The sequence below is a fragment of the Parafilimonas terrae genome (assembly GCF_900115755.1).
In the GTDB taxonomy this organism is placed as follows: domain Bacteria; phylum Bacteroidota; class Bacteroidia; order Chitinophagales; family Chitinophagaceae; genus Parafilimonas; species Parafilimonas terrae.
The window spans coordinates 153,012-166,028 of the sequence record NZ_FOXQ01000002.1 but is presented as its reverse complement, the minus strand read 5'-3'; the positions used below and the strand labels follow the sequence as shown (position 1 = coordinate 166,028).

Below are 13,017 nucleotides of genomic sequence, written 5' to 3'. Positions count from 1 at the left end.
TCTAAATTTATTTATTAGCCATCATTATTCTGCCCAGCTCATAATATAGCCGGGGTTTTCAATTTCAAGCGCAGCCTGTGTAAGCATTAATGGCCTGAATGTATCAACCATAACCGCCAGCTCTTTTGTTTCCTTTGCGCCGATGCTTTTTTCAACAGCGCCGGGATGCGGCCCGTGGGGAATACCTGCAGGATGTAATGTTATCATGCCCCGTGTAACATTCTTACGGCTCATAAAATCACCATCAACATAATAAATTACTTCATCACTGTCTATATTACTGTGATTATAGGGCGCCGGAATGCTTTGAGGATGATAGTCAAATAACCGCGGAACAAAGCTGCACAATACTAAAGCATTCGTTTCAAAGGTTTCATGCACCGGCGGTGGCTGATGCACACGGCCCGTTATAGGTTCAAAATCATGTATGGAAAAAATGAATGGGTAACAACATCCGTCCCATCCCACTACATCAAAAGGATGATGGCCATAATGAATGCCGTATAATTGGTTTTGCTTTTTTGTTTTAATAATAAAATCACCGGGCTCATCATAAGTTTTTAAATTTTGCGGCGGGCGTATATCGCGTTCACAGTAGGGCGAATGTTCCATCAACTGGCCATTCCTGCTTAAATATTTTTTGGGGAAACGTATTGGATGATGTGATTCAACAATAAATAACCTGTTATGCTCATGGGTAAATTGTATTTGATAAATAGTTCCCCTTGGTAGAACAATATAATCGCCATAACTAAAAGGCAACTCACCGTATTGCGTGTAAACAGAGCCACCGCCTTCATGCACAAAAATCACTTCATCTGCATCTGCATTTTTATAAAAATAATCCTTGGTGCCAATTTGCGGTGCAGCCAAAACAATTGTACAATCATTGTTTGTTAACACAGGCTTTCGGCTTTTAAGAAAATCATTTTGAGGTTTGATATTAAAGCCTTCAAAACTGCGGTGCTTTAACATTTTTTCTTCAGCAATTTTTGGCGTTACATCAATGGCTTCATCGGTTTGGATAATGCGCGTTGGCGGATGCACGTGATACAGCAAAGCATAGTCGTTACTAAATCCTTCTGTGCTGAACAATTGTTCTGAATATAAACCGCCATCGGGTTTACGGAATTGTGTATGGCGCTTATGCGGAATATTTCCGAGCGTATAATAGTAAGGCATAAAAGTTTTTTTAAAAGATTGCAAATAAGATGAACTATCAATAACAGAGGCAGTCTAAAGAGAGGATAATTCAAGTGAGGCAAGCAGGAAAAAATATTTCCAGCGGCGCTTATCAATCCAGTATATAAAATTTCTAAAGAAGGGCATGCATCATTTTCTGATAACAAATGTAGTATAAATAAAACAGGCTGTTTTCAATTCATGATTAGTTCAATAACAGTTCACTTGTTTACAAGTTCACGGGTTTTCCCTAATTACCGATTCCCAATTACAAATTCCCAATTCCTCAACCTTTCAGCTTCTCAACCAATCAACTCCTTTCCATAAATTTGATTATAAATTTTCTATATGCCTGCCATTGATATACGCATTGATGCTTACATTGAAAAGAAAGCGGCTTTTGCAAAACCTGTTTTAAACCAGTTAAGAAAAATTGTTCATAAAGCCTGCCCTGATGTTGAAGAAACCATAAAATGGGGCATGCCTTTTTTTGATTATAAAGGCAGTACAATGTGTGCTATGGCTGCGTTTAAAGAACATTGTTCATTTATGTTTTGGAAAGCAAGGTTATTAAAAGATCCGGAAGGTATCATGCAGGTTTCAGAAAGAGATGGCATGGGAAATTTCGGCAGGATAACATCAGTAAAAAACATTCCTTCTGAAAAAATATTGACGGCTTATATAAAAGAAGCCATGAAACTGAATGAAGAGAATATTAAAATAGCTAAGCCAAAGAAAGCAGCGCCCGTTAATTTGGAAATGCCTGTTGATTTTGCCGCTGCTTTAAAAAAGAATAAACAGGCGCAAACTGTGTTTGACAATTTTCCGCCGGGTAAAAGAAAAGATTATATTCTCTGGATCATAGAAGCCAAAACGGAGCCCACAAAACTAAAAAGAATAGAAACGGCTGTTGAATGGATTGCTGAAGGCAAAAGCCGCAACTGGAAATATGAAAAATAGGTGAACAGGCTTTCCGATTAGCTTAAAAGTTCACTGGTTTACCCAAATTCCAAATACCACATTACTAATTCCCAACTTACTGCGCCCAGTAATCGAAAACCGTTACTTTATCCAATACAGGCGGAAGCATTTTGGTAAAAGCAACATGATCGGGATTGGTAAGATAGGCATTACGGTCTTCTTCACTGCTAAAGCTTAGTACAAAGCAATGCGTTAATCCCTGGTTTAATTTTTCAGGACTGTTGTTGGTGCCCCATTCAAAAGCTTTAACAGAACTTATTTTGCCGGGCAATGCCACAAACGCTTTTACAACATTATCAACTGCTGCAGAATCTGCTCCTTCTTTCCATCCAAATAAAACAACATGCTTTAGCATTTTTGTTGATGATTGTGCCATAGACATACCTGATACTAAAATGGTGGATAATACAAGCAATGTAATTTTTTTCATGATATATTGATTAAAATGACAACAATGTTAAATGAAATTTTGTTGATTGATGTTTCTTTTTGAACTATTAATGAAGTTGCTCAGATTCATTTTAAACGTATAGTTTATTCAAAAGCTTAAATATGTTCAAGATACAAAACAACCATTGCAAATAGCTTTCAATACATCATATTCAATATTTTTGATGCATACTTAATCACGCTAAATCAGTATCATGAAAAAATGTATTCTTATTGTTTTATTGTTTGTATGCAGCAACCTGTTCGCTCAAACAATCGATTCAACCTGGTTTGTTACGCATTATACCAAGAAAGAAATTTACATACCCATGCGTGATGGTGTTAAGCTGTTCACTTCTTTTTATATTCCGAATGACAGTTCTGAAAAGCACCCGATACTGTTAACACGCACGCCTTACTCCTGTTCGCCTTATGGTGAGAGTAACTATAAAAAGTACTGGCTTAGTTATTTCACACAATACATAAATGAAGGTTACATATTTGTAACCCAGGATGTGCGTGGGCGCTGGATGAGCGAAGGCGATTTTGCCAATGTTCGTCCATTCAATGCCAATAAAAAAGGTAAAGAAATTGATGAAGCCAGTGATACGTACGATGCCATTGACTGGATGATAAAAAATATTCCGGGCAACAATGGAAACGTTGGTGTAATGGGCATTTCTTATCCGGGCTTTTATTCAACAGAAGCGGCTTTAAGCGGTCATCCTGCATTAAAAGCAGTTAGCCCGCAGGCGCCGGTTACAGATTGGTTTGCAGGCGATGATTTTCATCATAACGGCGCATTCTTTGCCATGGATGCTTATGAATTTTATATTGGCAGAGGTTTTGGTAAACCAAGGCCAAACCCCACAACCGTGGGGCCGAAAGCAAAGCAGTTTTTTACGAACAATAAATATGACTATTATTTGAAGACCGGCGCTTTACCTAATTTAACTGCCGTTGCAAAAGCAGACAGCGTTTGGTTTTGGGATACGGTAATGAATCATCCAACTTACGATGCATTCTGGAAAGCACGCAATGCAAGGGTTGGCTGTTATAACGTAAAACCTGCCGTAATGGTAGTGGGCGGTTTGTTTGATGCAGAAGATTGTTTTGGTGCATGGCAAACTTTTAAAGCCATAGAAAAACAAAGCCCTTCAACCAACCTTAGAATTGTGGAAGGCCCGTGGTATCATGGCCAGTGGGCCAGTAAAAAAGGGTTCAATTTAGGCAATGTGCAGTTTGGCAGCAATACAGCAGAATGGTATGAGCAAAATATTGAATTCCCTTTCTTCAATTATTATTTAAAAGGGAAAGGTTCTGTTGACAGCCTGAACAAAGCAACCATTTTTTTCACCGGCGAAAACGAATGGCATAAACTGGCAAACTGGCCACCGGCAGGCGTTAAAATGACGGATATTTATTTGGATGATAACAAACAGCTTTCATTCAGTAAACCCACTGCTGCCAAACAAAGCTTTTCTGAATATATAAGCGATCCGGCGCATCCCGTTCCGTATGCTGAAGGAGAATTGAGCCATCGCACAAGGGAATATATGACCGATGATCAGCGCTTTGTATCCCGCAGAACCGATGTGCTGAGTTTTGAAACAAATACATTAACAGAAGATGTAACGCTGGCCGGGCCTGTTATAGCAGATTTAATGGTAAGCCTTTCAACCACCGACGCTGATTTTGTTGTAAAACTGATAGATGTTTTTCCCGACGATTTTAAATACAGCGATACCGATACGTATTTAATGAACGGCTACCAAATGCTTGTGCGTGCTGAAATTATGCGGGGCAAATTTCGCAATAGCCTTGAAAAGCCTGAACCATTTGTACCGGGTAAAATAACACGGGTAAAATATGAACTGCCCGATGTGGCGCACACGTTTAAAAAAGGCCATAAAATAATGGTGCAAATACAAAGCTCCTGGTTTCCTTTGGTTGACAGAAACCCACAGCAATTTCTTGATATCTATCATGCAAAAGACAGTGATTTCATAAAGTGCGATATAAAGGTTTACCACGATTCAAACAATGCTTCAAAGCTGGTGTTACCAATAGTGAAGTAATAATACGCACTCATTGAGAGGTTAAGGTTTAATAAAAAATCTTCGAAATTATTTATTGAAGATTGAACGTTCTATTCGTTTGCCTGTTTATCATTTATAACTCACTTAGATAGTTCCGGCGATGGCTCTTGCTTCAATACTTCCAATGCCTTTTTAATCATGGGGTCGGTTGTATTGGCAAATTCATAATAACCTTCACTTCGCCAGATTTGTCTCGCCAGTAAATTCTGCATTTGCTGCATTACAAAGGTTTTAGCAGATGCATCAAAGCTTTTTATATCCAAAGAATCTCTTATAGCAAAATTTTGCAACAGCTTCCATTCATCTTCACCCACCGTATATTTCTTCATTAATTCACCGGGCGATTTAAACTGTTCTAACTGGGCCCTGTGTTCTATATAATAGTTGTAAATAAAATTTCTAAGCGTGCCTCTTGTAAATAATTCAATTACTTTCCTTGGCTGCGAAGTGGTATCATAAGCCACAAAAATATCGGGCATAATGCCACCGCCGCCATATACCAAATGACCCGAAGGCGTTTTATATGCCTGGCCTTTGGGCTTTGATGTATCGCCAACAACAAGTTCGCCATCATGATAACGGTTCATTAATTCTTCCTGGTATTGTTCGCGGCCTTTATCATAAGGCTTTTGAATATTCCGCCCAAGGGGTGTATAATAACGCGCTACGGTAAGGCGCACCGCCGACCTGTCGCTCAGGTTAAACTGCTGCTGCACCAGGCCTTTGCCAAAAGTTCTTCTGCCCACAATAGTTGCCCTGTCCCAATCCTGCAAAGCGCCGGCAACTATCTCACTCGCTGATGCAGAAGTTTCATCAACCAATACCACCAGCTTTCCTTTTTCAAAAACACCATCCTTGCTGCAACGATAATCGGCCCTTGGAGAATGTTCGCCTTTTGTATAAACGATCAATTTATTTTCATTTAGAAATTCATCGGCAATATCAATAGCCTGCTGCATAATGCCGCCGCCGTTTTCACGAAGGTCGAGCACCAGTTGCTGCATGTGCTGCGCCTGCAATTTTTCCATGGCCTGCATAAACTCACGGTAAGTGGTTTCTGCAAATTTGTTCAGCTTTATATAGCCGGTAGCGCTGTCTAACATATAAGCGGCATCCAGCGAATACAAAGGAATAATGCCACGGGTAATTTTTATTTTTTTCAATTCCTTGTCACGCAAAACGCCAACTGTTACAACAGAACCATACTCGCCTCTTAACTCCCTGCGTATAACAGTTGTGCTAACATCCTTTCCGGTTAAATTCACCGTATCATTAACGCTTACAATCTTATCGCCAATCTGAATACCGGCTTTGAATGAAGGGCCATCGGGAATAACGTTCATAACATTTACAGTATCCCTGATCATTTGAAATTCTATACCAATGCCCTGGAAATTGCCCTGCAGATCTTCGTTCAAAGCCTGCAGGTCCTGCGCCGGAATAAAAACAGAATGCGGGTCAAGCCTTTCAAGCACGCCTGTAATAGCAGGCTCTTCAAGGCTGTCCATATTTACATTATCCACGTATTTGTTTTTAATAAGGCTTATTACTTCCTGCAGCGGCGATGAAATAGTATTCTGCAGGAAAGAATTGCCGCCTGTGGTTTTTGCACGAAGCTGGTAACCTATCATCATACCAATAATCATAACAACTGAAAATATAAGTGGAAGCCAAACCTGCAGTTTTTTTCGCGCCATAAGATTTTCTCTTTGTATCTTGAATTGAAAGCGCGAATATCGCAATTAGTATTAATTGTTTCTTGTTAAACGTAAATATGGCAACAGTTTTAATTGCAGACAGTGGCTCCACCAAATGTGAGTGGAGGCTGCTGAATGAAGGAAAAAGCAAAAAGATTTTTACAACCGGTATAAGCCCCTATTTTTTGAGCGCCGGTCAAATACAACTCTTATTAGAAAAAGAATTGGTTCCGAAAATTAAAAATGCAGTAATTGATGAAGTGTTTTATTATGGCACAGGCCTGAAAGATGATGCTAACAAAAGACTGATTAAAACTGTGCTGAAAAAAGTTTTTCCTGGCACAACGGTAGAAGTACAGACAGATTTATTTGGCGCGGCAAGAGCTTTAAGCCTTAATGAAAAAGGCGTGTGCTGCATATTGGGCACAGGTTCTAATTCCTGCTATTACAACGGCAAAAAAATTATAAAGAACAGCCCGGGCATTGGTTACATTTTAGGCGATGAAGGCAGCGGCGCTTATCTTGGTAAAAAGGTGATACAATATTTTTTATATAACACGTTCGACGAAGAGCTCATGTTTGCTTTCAATGAAAAATATAATACCAATGCCGATGAAATTATTATGAACGTTTATACAAAGCCGCAGCCAAACCGTTATCTCGCTTCTTATGCATTGTTTCTTGCAGAGAACCGCGGCCATTACATGGTAGAAAATATTATTGAAGACGGGCTTAATGATTTCTTTTTTACACATCTTTCTAAATACACGGAAAGCTGGCTGTACCCCGTTCATTTTGCAGGAAGTATTTCGCATGGATTTAAAGACGTGCTGAAAAATTTATGCCATAGCTATGAAATGGAAATGGGCATTGTGCTGAAGCATCCTATGGATGGATTAGTGAAATATCATTCAAAATAATATTGCTGCAGCAGGTACAGTTATACGGCGGCTAAACAAATAATATAAATGTGCTGTTGCAGCCTGGCAATAATCTTTTTTATAAAATATGTATAAATTATAAAAACTATATGCCTGCTTCCTGTGCGAGCCGCGTCGTAAATACCCCCTAAATTGACGTACGTACTGCCTGTAAAAATTAAACATTGCAATCATCTTTGTTGTTAGATATCTTCTAAACACATTAATATGAGTAAGATCAGTTTTCAAAGCGGCTATTCTGAAGTCAACGGGCTTAAAATGTATTATGAAATTTATGGCGAAGGCAAGCCCATTGTTTTAATTCATGGCGGCGGGTCAACCATTCAAACTACCTACAGCAACATTATTCCACTGCTTTCAAAACACAGGCAGGTTATTGCTATGGATTTACAGGCGCATGGCCGCACCGGCGACCGTGCAGGCAGCCTGAGCTTTGAGCAGGATGCGGATGATGTGGCAATGCTCCTGAACAATTTAAATATTGCCAAAGCTGATTTTTTGGGTTATAGTAATGGCGGGCAAACATTAATTGAAATTGCACTCAGGCATACAGCTATAGTTGACAAGATGATTATTGCCTCAGCATTTTATAACCGCAGCGCAACAACGCCCCAATTTTGGGAAGGGTTTGATCATGCAACGATTGATGTTATGCCCACATCATTAAAAGACGGTTTTTTAAAAGTAAATAATGATGAAAAGGCCCTGCTGAACATGTTTAATAAAGATGTGCAAAGAATGAAAAACTTTAAGGGTTGGGGTAAAGAACAAATACAGTCAATTACAGCACCTGCCTTAATTATTAATGGTAATAATGATGTTGGCACTGTAGAGCATGCCGTAGAAATGTATCGCATCATGCCTAACGCGCAACTCGTTATTCTTCCTGGCAAACACGGAGTTTATATTGGCGCTATGGAATACCTGGATAATGGCAAATGGACACAGCAGTACATTGTTGATATATTAAATGAATTCCTGGATGATTAATACAAACCTGCACTGACATTTCTGTCGATAATCTTTCAATAAAATTGTTACAGCATTATTCTCCGTCAACCGGTTTAATAATATAACTGTAGGTATATTGTTTATCAAGCAGCCGGTATTGTTCAAATGGCAGGGCGCCCCAGCTATTAAGGCCGCCAACGCCTCTTTGTTTTAAATCAATATGAACATTAATGGCATTGTATGGCGGAAGGTCAGAAGGATGCTGTTGCTTTTTTGTATTGCCGGGATCAAGGTCTTCATCCCTGTGCTTAATAGCGCTGAAACATATTGGCTGCATACCTTCAACATGCAGGCCGTTGCCTTTAGCATCTGTTAATTCAAACCAGCGTACATCTGTTTTATAACCACTCTCCTGCGGCCTTATATAATTATAGGTATATTGATTTTCCACGCTGTCACTGTACAAGCCAACGAAGGCAGATTCATTCCTGTCATTATAATTTTCCCAGGGGCCGCGGCCATAATAATCGAGGTAATGATATTGCTCCGGCAGTTCTGTGCGCATACCAAAACGTGGCAGCTCAGGTAAGTTGCGCCCGGTCATATCTATAGATGCTGTTACCTTAATACTGCCATCATTCTGAATAAAATATTCAATTGTATATGGCACATTAATGCCTGCCAGTTCATAATCAGCTTTTATGCTTACGCCGTTTGAATCCTGGCTGCCGACAGTAATATTTTTTACAATAATGTTTTCATGCGCATTGCGCCAGATGCCAAGCTTTTCGGGCATGCGGTTACCAAAATCATTATCCGTGGGCGCACGCCAGAAATAAGGCTTTGGCAAGCTGTTCAGCTTTACATTTAAACTTTTATAGCTGGTAAAAACGCCTCTTTTCAAATCAAACTCTCCTGATATAAGGCCTGATTGAAAGCTGAGTTTTGTTGAATCTTTTGTAACCTGCAGATCGCCGGCGCCTGAATAATTTTTGGTAAAATAATCACCGGTCAATTTAAACTGTTCTGTTGCCACCACATGTCCTAAAGGAATAAGGCTGGTTGCATTTTTTGCAGTGGCTGTAATATTCAGAAAATATTCATCGCCGGTTGTGTCTATCGGAGGAAGAGGTAATGTAACATCTTTATATTGCCTTGGACTTAATTCAACAGCCAAATTTCCTTCTTTCACCTGTTCGCCGTTTTTATATAGCTGCCACTTAAAGTTATATTCATTAAGATTTGTAAAAGCAAAAAGGTTCTTTACTGTTATAATGCCTTTCGAAATATTTTTTGCGCTGAAGTAAATATCCTGGTAAACTTTTTTCACTTCATTCAGGCCGGGATGAATAGTGCGGTCTGATGCAATTAATCCGTCAGCGCAACCATTTTCATCATTCTGTAAATCAAACCCGCCCAAATCGCCGCCATAAGCATAATAAATTTTACCGGCTGCATCTTTTGCACGCATACCCTGGTCAACCCAGTCCCATATAAAACCACCCTGCATTTTTTTGCTGCTGTAAATTATATCCCAATATTCCCTGAAGTTGCCATCGCCATTGCCCATTGAATGCGCATATTCACACATAATAAAAGGCCTTGTTTTGCTGCTGTCGGCAGCATAATTTTTCATGTGGTTAACAGATGGGTACATGGGGCAAACAATATCTGTATTCCAGTCTTCGCCGGCCTGTTCAAACTGAACGGGCCGCGTGTCGTCCCTTTGTTTTATCCATTTATAAGCATCATGAAATACCGGGCCGTTGCCGCATTCATTACCCAGTGACCATATAATAACAGAAGGATGATTTTTATCGCGTTCCACCAAACGCCTTTCCCTGTCCATAAACATAGGCGCCCATTGCGGCAGGTATGCCGGGTGTGCGGTGCTGTCAAACGATCTCTGCCCTGTTGCGCCCATGCCATGCACTTCTATGTTAGCTTCATTCACAACATACAAACCATATTCATCACATAACTTATACCATAGCTCATCATTAGGATAATGGGAGCAGCGCACGGCATTAATGTTATATTCCTTCATTAACTGAATATCCCGTATCATCAATTCTTTTGAAGGAACATGACCGTTTACAGGATCGTGCTCATGACGGTTAACGCCATGCACCACCACAGGAACACCATTTACAAGCAACTGTGAATTTTTTATTTCTACTTTCCTGAAACCAATTTTAGCGCCGGTGTATGAAACCACATTGTCGGCTGTTTTAAGCGTGATGATACAATTGTATAAATTGGGTTTTTCAGCACTCCACTTTAAAGGATTGGCTATTGTGCCACTAAACTGCACAACCCTTAAACTTTCATTGAATGGTTTTACACTTTGCTGTTGTGAAAAAATCCTGTCTCCCGATTTATTGAATATTTCAAGTGTTACGCTGCCATAGTTTGTGGTATCGCCGGTAAATCTCCTCAGCGTTATATAACTGTTGAATGATCCATCCCTGTAAAAATTATCAAGCCCTGATTTTAAAAAGAAATCCCAAACTGAAAGTTTTGGTAAAGCATATAAAAACACATCGCGTTCAATACCGCTTATGCGCCAGAAATCCTGGTCTTCAAGATAGCTGGCAGCACTCCATCTGAATACCTGCACAGCCAATAAATTATTGCCTTTTTTAAGATAGTGTGTTATGTTGAATTCCGCCGGCGATTTGGCTGCCGAGCTCACACCCACTTCGCGGCCGTTTACATATACAACGGCATACCCTGTTATAGAACCAAAATGCAGCAGCACCTGTCTTCCATCCCATCCATCAGGTATCGTAAATTCCCGCCTGTATGTGCCAACCGGGTTATTGCTGCCAACATAGGGCGGGTTTTTAGGAAACGGATAAATAATATTTGTATAGATGGGTGTGCCAAAACCTTTCATTTCCCAATTGGAAGGAACGCTTATATCGTTCCATGTTTGTGTGTTAAGCCCAGGCTCGTAAAAATTTTTTATACGGGTATCCGGGTCTGCAGCATATACAAATTTCCAGGTGCCGTTTAAAGATTTATAATACGGAGAATTGCTGTAATCATCATTTATCGCATCTGCCTCGTTTGCATACAACATAAAAGAAGCATGCGGTTTTTCTTTATTCTTTTCAAAAAGAATTTCATCTTCCCATGGATTATTTTGCTGCTGTGCAGAACATATAAAAGACAATGCAAATTGCAATACAAGCAGCATGCAAATCCTAAAACGTATAACCGGGGCTTTTGAGAATATTTCAGGCATTTTATTATTTACCATTTAATTTTATCAGTATAATAATTGTGTTTAATGATTTTAGTCTTTCATCACTCCTGCAACAATATTCCATTATTTAAAAAGCACTCTTAACATGTGTCATCAAAATTATTTCAGGAGAATATAATTTTCGTTTAACAATACCCCCGGTATTATTTAGCTTGCTTATGCCGTGCAGTTAAGCGTTTGATGCAGCAACAGTTTGAGCAACCAGCGATGTTCCATTTTCGATGCTTGCAATATAGTAATCCAATTCTTTATTGAATGCCTGCTTATACAAAGGTTTTAATCTCCGCACAAGCTCATCAATTGCATCTTCTTTAATAATATTGATGGTGCAGCCGCCAAAACCACCGCCCATCATCCTCGCTCCTATAACACCAGGATTGTCTTTTACCGCATCTACCAAAAAATCAAGCTCTTCACAACTCACTTCATACTCCCTGCTTAAGCCCTCGTGTGTGCGGAACATTTTTTTACCTAATGCATTTATATCGCCTTGCTGCAAATCGGCGCAGCCCAACAGCAAACGCTGAATTTCTTCTACTATATATTTACATCTTTTATAAATAAGTTCATCTTTTGGTAATACGTATTCATCCAGCATTTGCACGGTAACATCTCTTAAGCTCAACACCTCAGGATGATGCGCCTTTACCCACGCAACACCTTGTTCGCATTGTTGCCTGCGCTCGTTATATGCAGAAGAAGAAAGTGAATGTTTTACATTGGTATTCAGCAATAAAATTTTGCAGTCTTTTAATTCAAATGGCACATATTCATATTCAATGGAACGGCAATCTAACTGTATTACATGATCTTTCTTACCAAACATAGATGCAAACTGATCCATAATGCCGCACATTACACCGGCAAATGTGTGTTCAGCCTTTTGCGCTGTTTGCACCATTTGCAGCTTTGATAAGCCAAGCCCGAATAATTCGTTTAAAGCAAAAGCTGTTGCGCACTCAACTGCAGCGGAAGATGATAAGCCTGCACCAAGCGGCACATCGCCGTCAATTAATAAATTAAAACCACCAATGTAAAACTCCTTTTTCTGCAATTGGTCAACGACACCTAAAATATAGTTGGGCCAATGCTTGTCGCTTATTTCAACGGCATTTGTATTTGTGATATGGCTTTCATTATAATCGCCGGCATACAAATGAATTTCATCATCGTTGCGCCTGGATACAGCCACGTAAACCGCTTTGTCAATAGCAGCAGGCAACACAAAGCCTTCGTTATAATCTGTATGCTCTCCTATGATATTTATCCTGCCTGGCGACCGAACAATAAGCATATCTCCTGCAGCCGGGTAAATTTTTACAAACTGATCAGCAATTTTGCTTTCCATCAAATTTTTAATTTAAAATATGTTTCGGCCAAAGGTATTTCATGCAGGTAAAAGTTTATAGGGTTTAATCCGTTAAAAAAAATTTAGCCAAGTACATCAAAATAGATTTTATTTTAAA

At 39.5% G+C, this 13,017-nt stretch carries 9 protein-coding genes; 4 read left to right on the top strand and 5 right to left on the bottom strand.

The window, feature by feature from the left end; translation table 11 throughout:
* Positions 1-24 precede the first annotated feature (24 nt).
* Complete coding sequence (locus BM015_RS05465; RefSeq protein WP_090656156.1) at positions 25-1,182, bottom strand: homogentisate 1,2-dioxygenase; 1,158 nt, start codon at positions 1,180-1,182, stop codon at positions 25-27.
* 348 nt (positions 1,183-1,530) lie between these two features.
* On the opposite strand from BM015_RS05465, the gene BM015_RS05460 reads away from it, so the two are divergent.
* Positions 1,531-2,142 (top strand): YdeI/OmpD-associated family protein, encoded by a 612-nt coding sequence (locus BM015_RS05460; RefSeq protein WP_090655671.1) that lies wholly within the window; start codon positions 1,531-1,533, stop codon positions 2,140-2,142.
* A 76-nt stretch (positions 2,143-2,218) separates the two neighbouring features.
* Here BM015_RS05460 and BM015_RS05455 read toward each other — a convergent pair whose 3' ends face one another.
* Positions 2,219-2,593 carry a Dabb family protein gene (locus BM015_RS05455; protein WP_090655668.1) on the bottom strand — a complete coding sequence of 125 codons (375 nt, stop codon included), beginning with the start codon at positions 2,591-2,593 and terminating at the stop codon, positions 2,219-2,221.
* Positions 2,594-2,807: 214 nt separating this feature from the next.
* Between BM015_RS05455 and BM015_RS05450 the strand changes: the two genes are divergently transcribed.
* Positions 2,808-4,670 carry a CocE/NonD family hydrolase gene (locus BM015_RS05450; protein WP_090655664.1) on the top strand — a complete coding sequence of 621 codons (1,863 nt, stop codon included), beginning with the start codon at positions 2,808-2,810 and terminating at the stop codon, positions 4,668-4,670.
* Between the two features lie 101 nt (positions 4,671-4,771).
* Here the strand turns inward: BM015_RS05450 and BM015_RS05445 are convergent, their stop codons facing one another.
* Positions 4,772-6,388, bottom strand: a complete 1,617-nt coding sequence (locus BM015_RS05445; RefSeq protein ID WP_090655661.1) for a S41 family peptidase — start codon at positions 6,386-6,388, stop codon at positions 4,772-4,774.
* A gap of 77 nt (positions 6,389-6,465) precedes the next feature.
* Between BM015_RS05445 and BM015_RS05440 the strand changes: the two genes are divergently transcribed.
* On the top strand, positions 6,466-7,308 hold the full coding sequence (locus tag BM015_RS05440) for an N-acetylglucosamine kinase (protein WP_090655658.1): 843 nt from the start codon (positions 6,466-6,468) through the stop codon (positions 7,306-7,308).
* Positions 7,309-7,536: 228 nt separating this feature from the next.
* Complete coding sequence (locus BM015_RS05430) at positions 7,537-8,319, top strand: alpha/beta fold hydrolase (protein ID WP_090655651.1); 783 nt, start codon at positions 7,537-7,539, stop codon at positions 8,317-8,319.
* Between the two features lie 55 nt (positions 8,320-8,374).
* On the opposite strand, the gene BM015_RS05425 is transcribed toward BM015_RS05430, so the two are convergent.
* Together BM015_RS05425 and BM015_RS05420 are read right to left on the bottom strand one after the other, a co-directional pair.
* Entirely contained in the window at positions 8,375-11,530 is a 3,156-nt protein-coding gene (locus BM015_RS05425; RefSeq protein ID WP_218148437.1) for a beta-galactosidase, LacZ type, read from the bottom strand.
* Between the two features lie 190 nt (positions 11,531-11,720).
* Positions 11,721-12,899 (bottom strand): galactokinase, encoded by a 1,179-nt coding sequence (locus BM015_RS05420; protein ID WP_090655648.1) that lies wholly within the window; start codon positions 12,897-12,899, stop codon positions 11,721-11,723.
* Positions 12,900-13,017 lie beyond the last annotated feature (118 nt).